18 protein-coding genes are annotated in these 19,336 nt (G+C 42.0%); 3 read left to right on the forward strand and 15 right to left on the reverse strand.

Going from position 1 to position 19,336, the window contains the following annotated elements; translation table 11 throughout:
* Positions 1–67: 67 nt before the first annotated feature.
* The 12 genes from ICU98_RS08705 to ICU98_RS08760 all read right to left on the reverse strand — a co-directional run bounded on the left by ICU98_RS08705 (position 68) and on the right by ICU98_RS08760 (position 13,008).
* Positions 68–739 (reverse strand): glycosyltransferase, encoded by a 672-nt coding sequence (locus ICU98_RS08705; protein ID WP_215352148.1) that lies wholly within the window; start codon positions 737–739, stop codon positions 68–70.
* Positions 740–992: 253 nt separating this feature from the next.
* Positions 993–1,865, reverse strand: a complete 873-nt coding sequence (locus ICU98_RS08710) for a hypothetical protein (protein WP_215352149.1) — start codon at positions 1,863–1,865, stop codon at positions 993–995.
* Positions 1,866–2,360: 495 nt separating this feature from the next.
* Positions 2,361–3,098 (reverse strand): glycosyltransferase family 32 protein, encoded by a 738-nt coding sequence (locus ICU98_RS08715; protein ID WP_215352150.1) that lies wholly within the window; start codon positions 3,096–3,098, stop codon positions 2,361–2,363.
* 628 nt (positions 3,099–3,726) lie between these two features.
* Positions 3,727–4,227, reverse strand: coding sequence for a hypothetical protein (locus ICU98_RS08720; RefSeq protein WP_215352151.1), 501 nt, complete (start codon positions 4,225–4,227; stop codon positions 3,727–3,729).
* A 181-nt stretch (positions 4,228–4,408) separates the two neighbouring features.
* Positions 4,409–6,118: a lipopolysaccharide assembly protein LapB gene (locus ICU98_RS08725; RefSeq protein ID WP_215352152.1), complete on the reverse strand. Its 1,710-nt coding sequence runs from the start codon at positions 6,116–6,118 to the stop codon at positions 4,409–4,411.
* Between the two features lie 275 nt (positions 6,119–6,393).
* The gene (locus ICU98_RS08730; protein ID WP_215352153.1) at positions 6,394–7,041 is read right to left on the reverse strand and encodes an MIP/aquaporin family protein; all 648 of its coding nucleotides are present in this window, start codon (positions 7,039–7,041) and stop codon (positions 6,394–6,396) included.
* A 359-nt stretch (positions 7,042–7,400) separates the two neighbouring features.
* Positions 7,401–9,482, reverse strand: a complete 2,082-nt coding sequence (locus tag ICU98_RS08735; RefSeq protein WP_215352154.1) for a TonB-dependent receptor — start codon at positions 9,480–9,482, stop codon at positions 7,401–7,403.
* Between the two features lie 77 nt (positions 9,483–9,559).
* The gene (locus ICU98_RS08740; protein WP_215352155.1) at positions 9,560–9,946 is read right to left on the reverse strand and encodes a hypothetical protein; all 387 of its coding nucleotides are present in this window, start codon (positions 9,944–9,946) and stop codon (positions 9,560–9,562) included.
* 211 nt (positions 9,947–10,157) lie between these two features.
* Positions 10,158–11,333 (reverse strand): MFS transporter, encoded by a 1,176-nt coding sequence (locus tag ICU98_RS08745; RefSeq protein ID WP_215352156.1) that lies wholly within the window; start codon positions 11,331–11,333, stop codon positions 10,158–10,160.
* Between the two features lie 225 nt (positions 11,334–11,558).
* The gene (locus ICU98_RS08750; RefSeq protein WP_215352157.1) at positions 11,559–12,206 is read right to left on the reverse strand and encodes an MIP/aquaporin family protein; all 648 of its coding nucleotides are present in this window, start codon (positions 12,204–12,206) and stop codon (positions 11,559–11,561) included.
* Positions 12,203–12,682, reverse strand: a complete 480-nt coding sequence (locus ICU98_RS08755) for an arsenate reductase ArsC (protein WP_215352158.1) — start codon at positions 12,680–12,682, stop codon at positions 12,203–12,205. Before ICU98_RS08755 ends, ICU98_RS08750 begins: the two co-directional genes overlap by 4 nt.
* Positions 12,679–13,008 carry a helix-turn-helix transcriptional regulator gene (locus ICU98_RS08760; protein WP_076024484.1) on the reverse strand — a complete coding sequence of 110 codons (330 nt, stop codon included), beginning with the start codon at positions 13,006–13,008 and terminating at the stop codon, positions 12,679–12,681. The genes ICU98_RS08755 and ICU98_RS08760 overlap by 4 nt, the downstream gene beginning before the upstream one ends.
* A 93-nt stretch (positions 13,009–13,101) precedes the next feature.
* Between ICU98_RS08760 and arsH the strand changes: the two genes are divergently transcribed.
* The 3 genes from arsH to ICU98_RS08775 all read left to right on the forward strand — a co-directional run bounded on the left by arsH (position 13,102) and on the right by ICU98_RS08775 (position 16,526).
* Positions 13,102–13,812, forward strand: a complete 711-nt coding sequence (gene arsH / locus ICU98_RS08765) for an arsenical resistance protein ArsH (RefSeq protein ID WP_215352160.1) — start codon at positions 13,102–13,104, stop codon at positions 13,810–13,812.
* A gap of 495 nt (positions 13,813–14,307) precedes the next feature.
* On the forward strand, positions 14,308–15,747 hold the full coding sequence (locus ICU98_RS08770) for a carbohydrate porin (RefSeq protein WP_215352162.1): 1,440 nt from the start codon (positions 14,308–14,310) through the stop codon (positions 15,745–15,747).
* A 92-nt stretch (positions 15,748–15,839) separates the two neighbouring features.
* Positions 15,840–16,526 carry a hypothetical protein gene (locus tag ICU98_RS08775; RefSeq protein WP_215352163.1) on the forward strand — a complete coding sequence of 229 codons (687 nt, stop codon included), beginning with the start codon at positions 15,840–15,842 and terminating at the stop codon, positions 16,524–16,526.
* 38 nt (positions 16,527–16,564) lie between these two features.
* Here ICU98_RS08775 and ICU98_RS08780 read toward each other — a convergent pair whose 3' ends face one another.
* From ICU98_RS08780 to ICU98_RS08790, 3 genes are all read right to left on the reverse strand, one after another.
* Positions 16,565–17,131: an SRPBCC family protein gene (locus ICU98_RS08780; protein ID WP_215352165.1), complete on the reverse strand. Its 567-nt coding sequence runs from the start codon at positions 17,129–17,131 to the stop codon at positions 16,565–16,567.
* Positions 17,132–17,385: 254 nt separating this feature from the next.
* Positions 17,386–18,126 carry a hypothetical protein gene (locus tag ICU98_RS08785; RefSeq protein ID WP_215352167.1) on the reverse strand — a complete coding sequence of 247 codons (741 nt, stop codon included), beginning with the start codon at positions 18,124–18,126 and terminating at the stop codon, positions 17,386–17,388.
* A 274-nt stretch (positions 18,127–18,400) separates the two neighbouring features.
* Complete coding sequence (locus ICU98_RS08790; RefSeq protein ID WP_112236902.1) at positions 18,401–19,297, reverse strand: LysR family transcriptional regulator; 897 nt, start codon at positions 19,295–19,297, stop codon at positions 18,401–18,403.
* Positions 19,298–19,336: the final 39 nt, after the last annotated feature.

The following is a 19,336-nucleotide window of genomic DNA, read 5'->3' on the forward strand; positions in this document are numbered from 1 at the left end:
AGCTAAATAAAAAACCCACTTAGGTGGGCTTTTATTTCTTATGGGCCAGGGTCGTAGGTGTTTGATTCTAGATATCTTCGATTGCAAAGTTTGCTGCTAAATTCTTTGATTGCAAAGCTTCATGGGAGTATTTCAAAAAATTTTCTCGATGTCTTCTATAAAATAATAGCCCTTCTTTAAGACTGGCTACTTTAGCACCATGTTCGAGCATCTTGTCCCATAGATTCCAATCTTCTTGAGGATGGGCGCCGTCCTCATGCCTCTTTTTGTATCCAATTTTTTGTCCGAGAGCCGTGCGGTACATCATCGACCCGTGATGCTGTTCCTGGCGATTCCAATACAAATCGCCCTGATGAGGAAACGCTTGGATGGGTAATCGCATTAGGATGTCCTCCTTTAACTCGCCAGTAACAATAACGTCGTAAGTAACAATATCGGCGCTGGCCTTAGAAAGCAACTCAATCGCATCCGAGCGCAACCAATTGTCAGCCCCTATAAATAAAACATATTCAGTATTTACTTTGGAGAGCATGTCTTGAAAGTTATCTACAACCCCCAAGTTTTCATCTCTCAGCACATATTCAATATCAGGGTATAGACTTGGCAAATGATTGCAATCAAACCCTCCATCATCCACAAATAGAATTCTTGCAGGTGGGGTGGTTTGAGATAGCAAGGACTCGATGCAATGGGCAGCAAGATGTCCATACCTATAGGAAGCAATAACGACAGTAATCATATTGATTGGCATTAGAGCATGAAACTATGACGGCGATCTTATTGCGGACTGACTGAGCAAAACGAGAAAATTTCCCATCACGTGGGCTATTGAAGTTAATGGTGGCCCGGTACAAAATCGAGCTACCGACACAAGAATTATCAATGCTTTGATCGGCCGCAATTTTTCTCCCCACCGAACAAGGTTAACCCCACCTAGCCAAAGCGTATCCAAAAATTTTGATGGGGCGATCTAAAAGGCTGAATCAGAGGGGTTATTTTGATCCAATTGAGGAGTCGACCAATGAACTACAAATCAAGAATTTCTTGAGTAAATAATTTTTGTGGATATTTAGATATAGAAGCAAGTGCTTTTTTTGAATACACAGTCGAAGGGCTTCGTTTCGGACCACCTCCACGCATTGGGAAACCAAATTATCGTATCTTGCCGGATAAATCCCCTCAAAACACATAGAGTTAATTGAGGAGCTCGGATTAACTTCTCCAACAACAGCAATAGAATTAGTTAGCAAATAAAACACTCGTACAATCTCAAAAATTTGCGACATATAAAAATGGTGATTAAGAACTAATTTTGATCTCTGGATCCACTGATCCCTCTCTTTACCATATACACCAAATAAGGTCTTTATCTTTAAGCCTTTTGCTGCGAGGGCCTCTAGTATGCCCCGCCTTCTTTGGTTTATAGATCCATAAAATAAAATATCAACATCTTTATCTTGGGAATTATCGAGCCTTACAAGCTCTTGTTGAAATCCAATTTTGAAGTGCCTTACTTTATCAATCCCTATTTCATTTAATTTCTCAATATTTCTAGTGCTGTAGTCCCAAACCTCAAAATTTGTTACCCAGGCAAATATATTTTTATTCCAATCTGACGTGTCTTGATGAATTTGTTCTGTGTTGAGAATAATAGAGGATGGGGGAATCTGTTTGATTAAGCTTGGATCTAGCAAGTGGCATCCAATAATGATGTTCTTGGCGCTAGACTCGATTTGATTAAACTGAAGTGCCACCTCAAAGCCGATCTCTTTTAAAGAGAAGTAAATGAGTTCGCCCAGCTCTAAAAAAGCATCCGAGTGGATATAGTTATCTGGCTTAATTAAGCATATATTAAATTTTTTCATATTGTATTAAGCAAATCTATACTACTTACGCCATGGAGTAGATTTGCAGTGGCACATTTGGGGATAGCCCTACTTTTATTCATTTACCCACATGATGTATATAGTTTTTAATGTACATCAATGTAACATGACACCTTCTACTGCCCTATTTACTAGATCCTAATTGGGTCAAAATATAAATCAACACATCGATGTTCGATAAAAGTATTTTTTAATCGCGCTCGAGACCGCTTTAGAAATTCCAGAATGCCAGCCAGCAGACAAAAATCAAAATGCCTTTGTAGCTATTTGTAGCACATCAAGATTAGTCATTTGTAAAGAAGTCACATCTTTTGTCGGCCTACTTGCAGGGGCAATTAAAACTGTTGGGCTCGCTGGTTTATTACCCATTTTGATTTATGTCACGCCCTCTGCTTGATTCGACGTATACACAAACTCACCAGCAGATGCGGAGCGTTCAGCTTTAGGGTTGGAGGCTAAAGTCTGAAGATGGCTTTACTTACCTTCAATATCAATAGCTTCGTTATATATTTTTCTCTGCTCATAGAGAAGTCCATAATTATTTGTGCCTTTTGCCCCCAAATAGGCCATGTCGCCACCTCTGCTTCCAGGTTTATGGAGGGCGAATAATGTTCCATCATTGAATACAAAACCACGATTCTTGTCTGCAAAGCCTGGCGTTAGATCCATCAAAGTTCCGGTAAGGACGTTGAAGTTATCTTGAAGCATTGCAACAGAACGACCCAGACATGCTGGGCCCGTTGGATAAAGGCAATTTGGACCATAGTAATCATTTTTAATATTACTGTGAGCCAAGTCAATGGCAGATTCTAAAATCTTATTTTTTGGCTTAGAAAAAATAATTGCATTGTTACAGGCAAAAGATACACCACTATATTGAGGTAGATCAAGGAAAGTAATCATGTCTACTGGATCCTGAACATCAACTCCGTTAATAACTCTTATTGTGATGTCAAAGTACCAGCCGCCATGCTTATACAACAAAAGATATCGAGCTAAATCAGCTTTAAAGGCATAAGGAACCAACTTATCAAACGCTAAAAGCATTGAAGTCCCATACTCGCCCGCTATCCACTGCCTTAGCTCTTCTTTTCTATAAATTTTATGATCAGTATGTGGGATTGCACTCACCACTGACGATACTGCCATGTGAGCATAGGCGGGAAGCTCTTCGTCTTCGCTATCAGTTATATAAATTTGACTTATTTTCACAAGATAAGCTTGTTAAATATTATTGATACAAATTATATCTTTTATATAGCTAATATGTAAAAAATGAGCCGGCAAGTGGGGCTATTGAGAATTCTTGGCTTCCTCCGCCGGAATGAGCCAGGACTGAGGATTCATGACTCTAGTTCGACTGCCTTACCGATAGCCCAATAAATCGTCCTGAGTTCGCTTTTGTCCTTCCACGAAACGCTTTGTGCAAATTCCAGCCCCACTATGACCGCCCTGCTGCTTGGAGTCGACTTGCATTTGATACAAGGCATCAAAACAGTCTCTTCTGTTAACAAACTTTGTGGTTTCAGTATGGGTTTGTCTGCCCTTGTAAAAATGAAAGAAATCTAAAGTCCAAAACCTATCGCCCTGAATGCCGGCATCAGTTTGCTCGACAGGCGGGGCCTTGAGGCAAGAGCTTAAGAGAACCGCAAGGCAAACAATGAATAACTTATGCGCTTTGATTATCTACTGCCTATTGAGTTTAAGAAGATGATGTTAGTGTATCCAAATCATCCCAATCTACGGAATCTTTTTCCTCAGTCCAAAAGAAAATAGCCCAACAAGTGGGCTATTGAGATTCTTGTTGGCCCGGGGCGGAATCGACCAGGGCCGAGGATAGTTAATTATTGATAAGACTCATGGTTAGCATCCCATCATCTATATCTCCGCTATCTTTTTTTAACTCGCTGTCTTTGGCGCTATTTGCCTGCCTACCCGCTGCGGCACCAATAATTAAATCGCCCGGCACAAAAGCCCAGAGGCCAGCACTTACATAATCAGCAGTCGCATTTTTTGGGAAAATCTTAAATTGATAGGTCTTTCCGCTCTCAAATAGATAGGCATGAGAAAACATGCCTGCTGTATATGGAATATTTACTTTCAAGGTGTGTTTGCCGGCCGTTGTGTTTAGCTGGCATTTATCACCATTAGGAATGGCGCAGACCTCAAGACCATCCAATAATACTTGGGCATCCCTGGCAGCCAAATCAACACTTCGTTGGCGCTCAAAAGTTAAAGTAACATCTCCGCCAGGATTATTAAGCGCCGACACAAGTTGAGGCGCGGTTTGACAACCCATCAAAATGGCGGCTGTACTGATTATTAATATCAGCTTTTTCAAGATTATTTTTATCCCGTCGTTACTCAATAATATTTATTTCAATATAAATGAAAAAACCACCCGAAGGTGGTTTTAGTCATTCTTGGTGGCCCGGGGCTCCATCGAAACACTGATACAAGGATATTAGTGACTCTTTTCACTAAATTGCACCACTTAAATATGGTGGCACAGAAAATACTGGTTACTTTTGTCCGAATAAATATGTCATGTTTATACGTCGTCCCTCATAAACATCGCAAAAGTCAATCTTATCCGTTTCGTGAAATAAGATAGAGTTAAAAAGAACACATCGGTTTCTTTTATATGGGATATTTATTTGGCTCTGATCCCCTTCAGACAAATATTCGTAGATCTTTTTCTGATCATTGTTGTAGGCATCAAAATTCCAATCCTCATTTGCCCTTCTACTATAAACAATTAGACCGCCTCGATCTTTTTCTAGGTTAAATTCGTCCGGGGTTAGCCAAAAATTAACATTTACTTTTGCAGGATCGGCATGCACATTGATTCCAGCCCCTAATTTACTGTCATACTTAAAAGCCCATAAATGACTTAGCAGATAGTCTTGAAAAACTCTCGGCAGGCATTCTGATAGCTCTCTAGCAATCTTTAAATGCAATCTACTTATAAAGCCTTGATATCCGAATGCCCCTAAATAGCATTTGGGATACTCTCTTATCCATACCTTAGAAATCAAGCAAAACTTATACAGGGCATCCAATGCCTCCGCAGATAAAAAGTTGTCTATTGCAACAGTTTCTTTAGAGTCAAAGTATTCTTCCTCTATTTTTTTCCAATCGTTGTTTGGGTTGAGGCCATAAATAACATCCTTGGGTGTTTCATAGACAAGATACGCTCCAAAATATTCTCTCATTTTTTGATAACAAGATTCGTCTAGAAATATTAAGCTTTCGTCCGAATTGAAATTATTTATAAGCACTTCGGCACTATTGATAAAACTTTTACTTCCAGGAACTTCTATTCCATTTAGCTCCAAATATTTTGCCTGACCCAGGTGATGTTTTAATGCAAAAAAAGACATGGAGAGAGATTTTTCTTTTTTTATATTATTCAGGTACGTATTAATGGCTCTTTTAGCCTCAAATATTTTTTCATCATCGTTTTTTTTGCTCGCAATACAGGCGCCCGCAAGATTGCTTTGAGAAATCAGAGAGCAGGGATCAACAGCAGCTGCCGTTTGAAAATAAGTTATTGCTTTTTCTAGTTTGCCTAATTCTCTCAGAACATTTCCTTTGCCATTTAAAGCAAGAATGTGGCTGGGATTTTTAGCTAATGCCAGATCGTAGAATTTTAGGGCCTTTTCGTAGCACTCAATGTCAGAGTAAATCGTTGCTATATTGTTGTAGATAGTCTCATTGCCACCATGAGTATTAGCCGCCTTGGTCAAGTAGCTCAACGCATCATCTATCATGCCTATATCGCGCAGTAAATTTCCTAAATTATTTAATGCCTCTAAATTTTCGGGATCTAAAGCTAATACTTTTTTATAAATTTGTTGGGCCTCGGTGATTCTTCCAAGCCTCTTGAATAAGGCTCCTAAACGAAGTAGTGATTTAAAATTATCAGGATCAATCTCCAATACTCTACTGTAGGCTTCTATAGCATCGTTAAAGTTATCGCATAACTCTAATGCAGACGCATAATTTATTAATGCGTTGATCTTCGTGGGAAATAGATTAACAAGTTTTTCAAAGTATTTGCATGCATCCTCGTAGTTGCCGAGCGTGGCCTCAAGTGCACCTATATTATTAAGGGCAAGCTCTGAATTGGGTAATTTATTTAATATTTCTAAATAAGTATTTTTAGCCTCAGCGTTTTGCCCTAACCGCTGGAGCTCAATTGCTGCATATAATAAATTCGATTCATTCACTTAAAGTATCTCGCACCGTGTTGTTTAAAATTTCTGGCCGACGTATTTTTAACTATGACAATATATAACTTTTCTGACTTAACCAACAGTTGATTTACTCAGAGTTGTCGGTCTAAGTATATGTTTTATTCTAAGGGGCTGATGTCATCTTGATACAAGGTCACCTAGCGCTAAATGGGCACTAAAACCCCCAATCGGCAGGATCCTTTAGGGTTCCGTGTTTCTTGGTAGCCCGGGGCGGAATCGAACCAGGGCCAAGGATGAGTGACCCTGGTTCAAGACTTTTGTTTTGAACTAGAAGATATTCCAATCATCACCAAAGCCGCCAATACTTCAGCCATTACAAAACCCAACACATCGCTTGGAGCGACCCCCACAAAAGTATTGGTGAGGCTTCTTGCTAAAGCAACGGCAGGATTAGCGAAGAAAGTGGATGAAGTAAACCAGTAGCCCGCTGTAACAGTTAGGGCAACGAGCATGGGTATTCGATCTTTAGCTTCTTTATCGCCAATTCGAATAACAAAGAGCAATACGAGTGTTGATATGAATTCACTTGCCCAAATGCCAACCCCTGTTCTCGCCTTAGTTGATTCTTGAATGATCGGCAGACCAAACATCAGGTGCGTGAACCATATTCCTGCAACAGCACCTGTGAACTGACATGCCCAGTAGCCCAACATCTTTTTTAGATTGAGATGTCCTGACTTCCAAAAAATCAATGTCACAACGGGATTGAAATGAGCCCCAGAGATAGGCCCCAACAAAGTAATCAAGACATATAGGCCAGCGCCTGTAGCAATGCTGTTTCCAAGAAGGGCTACTGCGGCATTACCTGCGCCTAAAGTTTCACCCATAATTCCAGAGCCAGCAACGATTGCCAGCAACAGAGCGGTACCAATAAATTCTGATAGATAAGTTTTCATAATCAGATCATAAAGCCCGAATATGAAAAAACCACCCGAAGGTGGTTTTGGAGATTCTTGGTGGCCCGGGGCGGAATCGAACCACCGACACAAGGATTTTCAACCCGTTCAGCTAGACCGATTTCGCTTGTCAATCATCTGGTTCTTCCACCATGTGAAAACTTTGTTCACAAAATCAACATGCCCTTTGTATGGGATTGATTTGGAAGAGTTATTTGACCGACACAAGGAGTGCGGTAGTTAATGTGTTGGTCATGAGAGTTGACTGGCGCAGGGATGGCGCATCCTTGTAGTGCTCGCCACCGCTACATGAAGTGTCCTTTTGAAGGACAGTTTTGTAAGCGTCTATTTAAACGACGCTAGAAAGCGCCCTTTAATCCAATCATTGCACTTCTTCCCATTTGGGGCGCATATAAGCGAACCGTCTCTGGAGTTGTTGCATATCGAATTTCTTGGTTCAGTAAGTTTGTTAAACGCAAATAAGTTGTCCAGTTCACTTGATTAATTCGTTCTGTATAGGAGATACCAGCATTTAGTAAGTTGTAGCTTGGTGTGGGTCCTATTTCAAAACTGGCTAAACGATTCTGTGTGTAAGCATGTATAAATGTTGCATTAGTGCGCCATTGATTCTTTTCATAAGCGGCTTCAACACCCACTCTTGGGGCAGGCTGTAAGGGTAAATTGCCGCCACTATCAAAAGCCCCTTGCGAGACATCTCCAAATAATCTTGTTCCAATGCCTGATTGCCTCCAGTGATGGGTCAGCTCTCCTTCAAGGCCTTTAATGGTGGCATTAGCTTGCTGAGAGGTAACTACAGGATAGTTGTCGTTACTTGAGCTGTAAGCTCCTGTGTAATAGCCGTAGATGTAGTTTGTAAATTTATTAGCGTAAACATTAACCTTGCCCTGAATCTCTCCCGCAGTCTTTTGAATGCTGTATTCAAAGTTATGCGAAATCTCTTTCTGCAGATTGGGATTGCCAACGATGAAGGTGGCCGTTGCATCATGAGGACCATAGGCATACAGCTCTGGCGCATTGGGCGCTCGCTGAGATAAGGTATAGGACAGGCCAGTTCCATAGCCAGGGCTAAATGTCCATAGACTTCCAGCAGAATACGAAAATAAATTAAATTGACGATTGATTAAGCTAGGTGGCGTATAAGTGCCGCCCACAAAACCTTCCTGACCAACTCCCGCAAATGTGCTCGATTGGTTCGGACCTTGCGTTAAGTGGTTATACCGAACACCTAAACTATTTTTGAATGCGCCAAATTGCCCCTCTTCCACCCAAAACAAAGCATTAGAGTTTGTTGTTGTTTGGGGAACGATTGCTGAAGCGCCAGACGCTATGTCTGTTGCAGTCAGTTTTGCTGTAGAGGATTGAACTCCGAAATTGCCTTTCCAACCCAGCCATTGCAAATGCGATAACGCCGCCCTGAGTTCAGTTGCATCATTTTTCCAATTAGTTTGCGGAACTCCATTATTGTTAAATTCATTGTGAATATAGTTGCTATTAGAGATACTGAAATTCAATGCTGAGAAACCATCTAATGGGTCGCGAGTTTGATGCTGAAGGTCATAGCGATTCTGTGACTGCTGGATAAAACCACCAGCGTAACTTGGAATGCCATAGTTATGATTTAGTCGCTCAACAGAAACTCCGGTATAGCCTGAGCTATCTATATAAGAAGCACCTAGGCCTAAATTGTTTTGATCATTAAATGAGAATGGTAGCTTTCCAGAATAAGGAACATTTTGAGTAACCCCTGGAGAGATTTGCCAATTAGCATTTGGCCCGCCCTGTTCTGCATACCCTGGAATTCGATAATCATTTGAATTACTAATTGCCGTATCGACATGCAGTGCAATCGGGCCACTAGAGCCATCTAGCACCATAGCGGCAGTTTTACCTTGATTGGCACTCTCATAGCTGGTGTTGACTACACCCGTCAACTCATCAGGCAATGTTGTTGCAATGCGATCGTTAATTACATTGACTAGACCGCCACTAGAGCCCGATCCGTAAGCTAATGCCGAGGCGCCTCGGAGAATTTCAATCTGCCGTGAATTTTGAAGCGGGCTGGCTACTGCGTGATCAGCCGAAATGCTAGATACATCGCTCACAGATAAGCCATTTTCAAGAATTTGCACTCTTGCGCCTTCAAGCCCTCGAATGACTGGTCTTGATGCGCCTGCTCCAAATCCGGTTGCCGAGACACCAAGCTCATTAGCCAAGGTTGATCCTAAGCTAGAGCCTAATTTATCTTGTAGCTCGCTACCCGAAAGTACTTTGCTGGGAGTCAAGATGCTCTGGCCGCTTTCTTGAGTTCCAGTCACTGTGAGCTCTAAGGAAGCATCAGATTGAGCCTGTGCAAAGACAATACTGATCTGCATACCAAGGCCCATCAATACCAATACTTGTTTGAATTTCAAATACTTCATACCTAATCCTCAAATTGCCTCTATTTGTTAGAGAGACAAAAAAACATCCTGCCAATCAGGGCAGTCGATGTAATTACTTAATGCTGAGAATTGGATTGGGGTGGTGCTTGAGATTGATATGACCAAAGTCTGAGTAAAGCAAGATTGGTCGTAAGTGCGGGGAGAAAAACTAAAGAATCAAAATTAGCAAAACTAATGCTGATCTTTTCAGAAGCAACTGATGCGCCTAGCAATAAGGAATCTAATAATTTACATACTAGGTTAGATTTTTGTGGATCAGAACTAAATCCTTTTTCAATGCTATCAAAGATACCATTGGCTTGAAGGTGTTGCTCCTGGTTGGCATGATGAACTGCGTGAAACAGCCCAAATGACTGAACCCCCAATACAGAAAAGCACAATGCAACAATCAAAATTGCTGAATAGGCTTTACTAGAGAGAATATTCTTCAAGCGGGAGAGCATGCCTTCATTTTATCAAGTCAACTCATTTTTGTCGTTTTAAACGACATCGACAGGCGCAAGGATGAATAATTGACTTGTCCTTTTAAGGGACGGTTCTTGATGGGGGTACCCGAGACCGATGGTGACAAACCGAACCAAACCTCAAAAGAAAATAGCCCAACAAGTGGGCTATTGAGATTCTTGGTGGCCCGGGGCGGAATCGAATCAGGGCCTAGGATGCCTCGTTCCTATGAACCCAAAAAGCCATCAGCGCAAATGCCACTAAGGCGCATCCGCCTGAAAATAAGAATGCGTACAGAGGCGCAATTGATTCATATACCCAGCCAAAGATAAATGAAGCTGGAAACAACATTAATCCAGTAATTAAATTAAACCAGCCAAATGCGGTACCAGCCATGCCTTTGGGTGCCAAGTCTGCTACAAAGGCTTTCTCTACTCCTTCTGTGGCGGCTTTGAATAAGGCATATATCCCGAATAGACAAAAGATTTGATAGATGGAAATGCCCGGAAAACCCATGGCGATATAAAAGAATGCAAAAGCAATCCAAGCAATCAAGATAAATCGCTTACGCCCAAATGTATCTGATAGTGCTGATAAGGGAGTCCCAAACACGGTGGTAATCAATGAGATTGCCGCCCAGAGCAATGGAATCTGATCTTGGGCAACCCCCGCCTCTCTGGCTCTTAATAACAAGAACATGTCTGAGGAATTGCCCAAAGCAAAAATACCAGCAACCACTAAATATCTCTTAAATTGATCTGGCATGCCCTCTAGCGACCAGCTAAATGTATTTGATTGCGTGACAACCTCCCTTGGAGGCTCTTTAATACAGCAAGCCAAGCCAATCGTAATTAGACCGGGAATGATGGCCCAAAAGAAAATCTGTCTTAATGGCACTTCAAGATACAAAAAGAGTGACGCTAATAGTGGGCCAATGACTGCGCCTGCGTTATCCATTGAGCGATGCAGGCCAAAGGTAATGCCCCTTTGATTTTCACTAACACTTTCAGCCAAGAGAGCATCGCGAGGTGAACTACGCAGACCCTTGCCCATGCGATCGGTAAACCGAATTGCCAGCACCCACAACCATGAGTTGGCAAAGGCAATCAAAGGTCTTCCAAGTCCAGCCAAGGTGTAACCTAAAATAATCCAAGGCTTGGCTTTTTTGGTGCGATCCACAATCACCCCTGAAAACAACTTAAAGATACTTGAAGTCGCTTCGGCGATGCCTTCAATAATTCCCAGGGCTTTGGGTCCAGCCATTAAAACAGATGCAAGATACAAAGGCATTAATGGATAGAGCATTTCACTCGCCGAGTCATTAACTAAGCTAATGAGGCCAATGAGCCAAACAGTTCGAGGAAGGGCTAGGATAGTTTTCAGCATCTCTAGACAATTTACACTTGTTTTGTCGTTTTAAACGACACTTCACCAACACAAGGATGAATAATTGACTTGTCCTTTTAAGGGACACTTCTAGATGTGGCTATCCGAGAACGATGGCGACAAACCGAACCAAACCATATAAGAAAATAGCCCAACAAGTGGGCTATTGAGATTCTTGGTGGCCCGGGGCGGAATCGATAAGGTTCAAGGATGCCTGACTCTAGTTCAAGACTTTTGTTTTGAACTGGGGGATATTCCAATCATCACCAAGGCCGCCAATACTTCAGCTATTACAAATCCTAATACATCGCTAGGAGCAATACCCACAAAAGTATTGGTGAGGCTTCTAGCCAAAGCAACGGAAGGATTAGCAAAGAAGGTGGATGAAGTAAACCAATAACCTGCTGTCACTGTTAAAGCAACTAACATTGGCACCTTATCTTTAGCCTCTTTATCGCCAATATGAATGACTGCGAGCAATACGAGTGTTGATATAAATTCACTTGCCCATATACCCAATCCAGTTCTAACCTTGGTTGATTCTTGGATGATGGGTAGGCTAAACATCAGGTGCGTTAACCATATTCCAACAATAGCACCTGTGAACTGACATGCCCAATAACCCAACATCTTCTTCAGATTGAGATGTCCCAACTTCCAAAACATCAAAGTGACAACGGGATTAAAGTGGGCACCAGAGACGGGGCCCAGTAAAACAATTAAAGCGTAGAGTCCTGCACCTGTAGCAATGCTATTACCAAGTAAGGCAACTGCGGCGTTGCCTGCTCCCAATGATTCACCCATAAAGCCAGACCCCGCCACTATTGCTAATAGCAGGGCTGTGCCTACAAACTCACTTACATAACTTCTCACGCTTTTGTATGAATTTCTTTTAGGCTCATTGAATCTAACTTGTCTAATGGCATATCAGCTAAAAGATTAATACGCTTTTTGAGTCCAATCATCACATCTTTAAATGCTTTGCGCTTATCTTCATCAGTGCCTTGGACTTGGGATGGGTCAGGAAATCCCCAGTGTGCTGTTGCTGGATTACCGGGCCAGAATGGGCATTGCTCTCCAGCGGCTTGATCACAAACAGTGATGATGAAATCCATCTTAGGAGCGTCTGGCAAACCATATTCATCCCAACTTTTGCTTCTCAACTTGCTTTGGTCGTAACCCATTTCTTTAGTTAACTCTGCCGCAAATGGATTAACAGAAGTACCAGGACTAGAGCCAGCTGAATAACCAACAAATAATCCACTAGGATGGGTAGATGCCAATGCTTCGCCAATCACTGAACGGGCTGAGTTATGAGTACACAAAAAGAGGATGTTGTATTGCTTCATTTGACTTTGGCTTTCTTCAAAGGTTTAACGGGAGTACAGGATTTACCGCCACAGCAGTTATCTAATAAAAATTCACTTAGCTTTTGAACCTGCTCGGCGTTGGGTCTATAGATGAGATTACGACTTTGACGCTCTACCAATAAAAGCTCCGCATCCACTAAATCTTTTAGGTGAAAGCTGAGGGTGGCATTCGGGATGCCGAGTTTTTCAATAATTTGACTTGGAGTTAACCCAAGATCACCACGCTGGACAATGAGGCGAAACACATTTAGTCGGGTTTCCTGCCCTAAAGCGAGAAAAGCAGAGATAGCGTTATCATTATTCATATTTCCAATTATATGGAAATATGTGACAGTTTTATGAAATCTCTTTTTTAATAGACACTCGTAGTAATTCCACTTTTAAATAAGCATTCATCCATGACCGACCTGCCTAATATCGATAAAGCACTATTTCATCAGCCCAGTCTTGATGAATTAACTATCAACTCTATCGATAGTCATCCTCCTAAGATATTGCTGTTGTATGGCTCACTGAGAGAGAGATCATTTAGTCGCCTTCTAGCCGAAGAAGCTGAGCGAATCTTAAAAGCCATGGGTTGTGAAACACGATTTTTTAATCCAAAGGGATTGCCACAAGTTGATGATGCCCCTGAAACACACCCCAAAGTAGTTGAACTAAGAGAGTTAGTTCAATGGGCAGAAGGAATGGTTTGGAGCAGTCCTGAGCGACACGGAGCAATGACAGGGCTGATGAAATCACAAATCGATTGGATACCTTTAAGTGTTGGTGCTGTGCGACCATCCCAAGGTAAGACACTCGCTTTATTGCAAGTAAGTGGTGGATCCCAATCTTTTAATGCGGTTAATCAAATGCGAATTTTAGGTAGATGGATGCGGATGATCACGATTCCAAATCAATCATCCGTACCCAAAGCGTTTTTAGAGTTTGACGACAATAACCGAATGAAGCCATCTGCCAATTACGATCGCGTAGTTGATGTGATGGAAGAGTTAGTTAAGTTCACCTTATTAACTAGATCAGTTTCAGGCTATTTGACTGATCGTTACAGTGAGCGAAAAGAAAGTGCTGAGGAATTGTCAAAGCGGGTTAATCAAAGAGCTATTTAATTTGTCGTTTTAAACGACATCGACAGGCGCAAGGATGAATAATTGACTTGTCCTTTTAAGGGACGGTTCTTGATGGGGGTACCCGAGACCGATGGTGACAAACCGAACCTAACCATAAAAGAAAATGGCCCAACAAGTGGGCTATTGAGATTCTTGGTGGCCCGGGGCGGAATCGAACCACCGACACAAGGATTTTCAAATATCCTCCGATAGACCGCTTTCGCTTTGATTTCAAGGGCTTGAGTCACCAGTCTCGACTTGTCAAAAAATTATGCGTCCTTGTGTCGGTCAAATTTGGCAATGAAATCAGAATCTTGCGAGGGGCAATTTTTCTGTGCGTATAGATTATGTTGCCATCACTGCACCAGTCAATCACCATAGTGTCTACTAATGTCGTTTTAAACGACATAGAATCCCAATCTCTCCAATTGAGATTCATTCTCAATTATATGCTAAGATGAGAACGATTCTCATTAAGCATATTTGGCATTTAAGATGTTTTTCTCATTTAGCACCAACCACACAGCCCTTTTCAGCCTAGTTAGCTCCCTTTGCTTGGTTGGGCTATCTTTGCCTGTCTATGCCGAGTCCCCCGTAAGCGATACCCCAATCGTTTTAGCTGAGTCACCCGTCAGTAGCGCTCCCACCATCGACAGTCCAGTCGCTCTCGAAAGTGCATCAGAGCAATGGAGTGTTCATGGGCAAGCAACCTACATCAATCAATTTAAAAATAACTTTAATTCTCCCTATTACGGATCTAAGAGTCTTTTAAATAAATCTGATGGCGATATCTCTAAAAGCTATACCTTCTCGGCCACAGCATTTTTAGGAACGAGGCTATGGGAGGGTGCTGAAGCCTATATCAACCCTGAGATGTTTGAAGGCATTCCCTTTTCCGGTCTCAGCGGATTGGGTGGTTTTAGTAATGGTGAGCTACAAAAAGGAACGGCAATTCCACCAATCTATTACATGGCAAGAATGTTTTTACGCCAGACCTTTGGCTTTGGTGGCGGACAAGAGCATATCGAAGGTGTTGCTAATCAGTTAGCAGGTAATGTAGATAAACGTCGCCTTGTAGTGACATACGGAACATTCTCGGCATTAGATTTCTTTGATGCCAATGCCTATAGCCATGATCCTCGCACACAGTTTTTAAACTGGTCGCTCATGGCCAGCGGTGCTTATGACTATGCCGCCAACTCTCGTGGCTACACCTATGGCTTTGTAGGCGAGTATTACCATGATGAAGAATGGGTGATGCGCCTAGCTCGATTGGCTATGCCCAAGTCACCAAATTCATTAGCACTAGACTATGACCTCACACAGCAGTTCGGCAATACAGCCGAGATAACTCACCTTCATACGATTAATGGACAAGCTGGTAAGGCTCGAGTTCTAGTCTTTCAAAATCGCGGAATCATGTCTACCTATAACAATGCGATGAATTTTGGCCAACAGACCAATACCACTCCAGACATCTTAAGCACACGATATGGATATCAAACTAAATGGGGCTACGCATTAAATGGCGAGCAAGCAATTACAGAAAATATTGGCGCCTTTGGAAGGTGGAGTTGGAATAATGGCCAAACTGAAACGCAAGCATTTACAGATATCAGCAATTCATTATCTGGCGGCCTATCCATTAAAGGTGCTGGCTGGGGAAGACCACAAGACACTATTGGAATTGGTGCGGCACTCAATGGAATCTCATCACAACAAATTAGCTACCTACAAAAAGGTGGTGTAACGATGTTCATTGGCGATGGCAGACTCAACTATAAGAAAGAACAAATCTTTGAAACTTTCTACAGCTGGAATGTATATAAGAGTCTGTCGCTATCTGCCGACTATCAGCGTATCGCAAATCCTGGATACAACGCAGATCGTGGGCCAGTTAATTTCTATGGATTAAGAGCCCACATTGAAATGTAATCGCATTGATCCTTTATAGTGCCGAAATGTCTCTTTTGCGATATTCACTTAAGCCCCTCAAGTTAGCGCCTTATTTGCTTTACTTCAGTAGCATGGTATTTGCGGCACCTTTTGAGATTAAGGTTCACGACGAGCTCATTGCAGAATATCAAGAATCTGCTTTTGAAGTAGAAACAAACTTATTTCAAGCTCCGGCGTCCCAAGGCCTAAAGTCAAATGTCTTTCAAACTAGGCTTGAGTATAGCTATGGTATTACTGAAAAAAGTGAGATTGGTGCCAACATCTACTTGAGCAACTACAACGGCGTGAGCTATGTTAACGGTGGCAAGATAAGTCATATGTATATTCCAACTCATGATGAGGAGGGCTTATGGCACTACGGGGTGAAGAATGAGATTAATTACATCAAAGATGTAGGCGGCACAGAAACCACCTTTTATGAATTAACTCCTATCTTGGCACTTCAACTTCAAGACTGGAGATTTACCATCAACCCAAGCGTTGATGTGACATTAAATAAAAATAGCTCAGCTACATTTTCGCCGTCAGCTAAAGTGGCTTATGAGCTAACGCATGCCGTTGATGTTGGTATGGAGTACTACGGAGATAACCTGCCTAATAAAAGTTTATACAACATCTCTCAACAGCCCCATACTGCCTATCTGGTCATGGATGCCAAACATGGCAAGTCATCGTTTAACTTTGGTATTGGTAAAGGTGTCACGGCTAATAGTGACAATTGGGTGATTAAACTCATAGCCTCACTGAGCTTTAATTAGTGATGTCGTTTTAAACGAGATTGACCAAGTCGTAAGAGCTATTTACAAGCCAGCTTTTCAACAGCCTTATGTTGAGACGCTCTTTGAGCCATTAACTCAAATCGTCCGCGAATACTATTTTTCATGAAATACTCAATCACGGCGGATGGAATGAATGAGTCGGGCTCTACTATTGCTTCATACTTAAAACTCGTATTGACCTTGTCTGAAGTCAATCTCCAGCTACCCTTATAAAACTTTGTGTCTCCACTGATTTGCTCAAACGTTAATAGTCGATTTGGTGTCTCGGTATATTCAACAGTAGATTTCATCTCAATAGGAAAAAATAAGACATTCTCTTCGATGACCCTATAAACCCGAACCTTATTGCCCGCCCTAGAGATTACTTTTGACTCGAGTATTCCGGGAATATTTTTTGCTCCCTCATATGCGGTGATGAAGGAGAAGGCATTACAGATGTCTATTGGAACAACGTAACTTGCTTGAATCTGAAAACGCCCCTCAATTGGACTTACGTTAACCTGAACATCATAAGGATTTGCGTTCTCTTGAGCATAGCCTTGAGATAGGAGCAAAGCCAGCGTTAGAGAAAAAATCCATTTCATTGGTGAATTTTAGGGACTTATTGAATTTGTCGTTTTAAACAACATCGACTACCGCAGGGATGGGAAATTGATTTGTCCTTTTAAAGGACATTTCTATATAGGGATATCCGGCTCTAATGGCATCTACGCCTGCCAAGCCCCAAAAGAAAATAGCCCAACAAGTGGGCTATTGAGATTCTTGTTGGCGGTGGCCCGGGGCGGAATCGACCAGGGCAGAGGATGCCTGACTCTAGTTCTAGAGAATTAGTTACCGCTTAATGCTTAAAAGCATCTCTAGTGTCTATTGTGGTTTTAAAGCCAGTTACAGAATCAATGCTTTCAATTAAAACTCTCAAAGGTATAAGTTTTGTATCTACTTTTATAGGTTGCTGATATTGAATGATTTGTGAGCTATCTATTCGGGGATCATTTTTTTGCTGAAGTAATTTGATACAACTCGGGGCCGCGGCTGAATACTTACTCGTACATTTAATTGCCAAAGCATCTTCGCTCATTCCCGCTTGGTCAAATGACCTTGCCGCCTCAAAAATCATACATTCGGTTGCCTCCCAAGAAGACCCCACACTAAAACCCAGTAGCACACCAGATGCCCCAACAGAGGAAGACCCCATACAAGGTGCTGTCGGAAAATTCGACGGAGCATAGGCAGTGGCTACAGGAATTTTTGGCGCAGAATAATTTGAGTTGATTGTGGTGTTTCCCGAAGTATTGCCACTAGAGGAAGAAGATCCAGTTATGGCCGAAGAAGTTCCACCTTGACCTCCTGAACCACCTAAAGCTGAGGAAGTTCCACCTTGACCTCCTGAGCCGCCTAGGCCGCCAGATCCACCAAGTCCACCTTGAGCATTATTGGACCCTCCAATTGCCTGATTGATTGGACTGCTGGTTGTCGTTACAGCTCCGCCGCCACCCGAGGTATTAATAGTTACCTGAGCAAATACACTTTCGCAAAATACAAATACCAGCAAACTTGCCAACGCAAGTTTCATTTTCATAACGAGAATTTCTGAAGAGGGATGAGACCTACTCTGATTCGCCAGAGAGGACGACTGTTACGGGAAGAGAAAAAATCAAGTGCTGTAACAGTTATCAGCCTTGATGTGCCCTCACAATACTCTCTATGACAGCTAATAGATATAGCTTATTTACTAATGGAGCAATAGGGGCTTGAATCTCCCTATCTGCTCAAAAGAAAAAACCACCCGAAGGTGGTTTTGATGTTTCTTGGTGGCCAGTAGCGGAATCGACCAGGGTCCAGGATGCCTGACTCTATTTCCAGCTTTTAGCCTGTTGAGATAGATGCTTCTTAAAGATTGTGGCTATTGGAGATAACTTTTTGCCTTTGGGACTCACAAGGTGCCAGCTTGATTCAATAGGAAATTCTTTACATTTCAATATGGCAACCTCTTCTTGGTCAATCTTATCACCAAGAGAATACTTGGATAGAACTGCGATACCGAGACCACCTATAACTGCCTGTTTAATTGCCTCATTGCTCCCTAGCTCTAACCTAACATCAGGCTTGAACTTTAGTCGCTTAAGGTGAGCATCCGTTGCCATTCTTGTACCAGAGCCCTTTTCTCTAAAAATAAACTTTTCACTCTTAAGCGCACTGATATCAATATTCTTTTTTTTGGCAAAAGCATGATCTTTTGGGGCAACTAATAACAAAGGGTTGGGCATAAACACTTCATCTTCTATATCGAGATGAAGTGGTGGCTGGGACATGATGTAAAGATCATCCAAGTTTTCTTCCAATCTTTTCACTACACCATCACGATTGAGCACCTCTAGAGAAATATCGATTTGAGGATACTTCGCACAAAAAGTTCCCAATATTCTGGGAATGAAATATTTAGCGGTACTTACCACTGCTACTTTTAACTTTCCTCGTGTTAACCCTTTGACGCTATTAACTTGCTGTTCGAAAGAATCCCACTCCCCAGAAATCGCACGAGCCGTCTTAGCCAACTCATGACCCATTTGCGTTAAATGTACTTTCCTGGCTACCACTTCGTAGAGGGGCACTCCAACGGCATCCGTAATTTCTTTTAAGCCCATAGAGGCCGTTGGTTGGGTAACATGAACCATGCGAGCGGCCGCGCTAACGCTTCCAGTCTCAGCAAGAGCGAGAAATAGTCTTAACTGCCTAAAAGTAATATTCATCAGCATTTACCTATATATAAACGTATTAATATCGATTTT

The organism is Polynucleobacter sp. MWH-P3-07-1 (assembly GCF_018687555.1).
GTDB lineage: Bacteria > Pseudomonadota > Gammaproteobacteria > Burkholderiales > Burkholderiaceae > Polynucleobacter.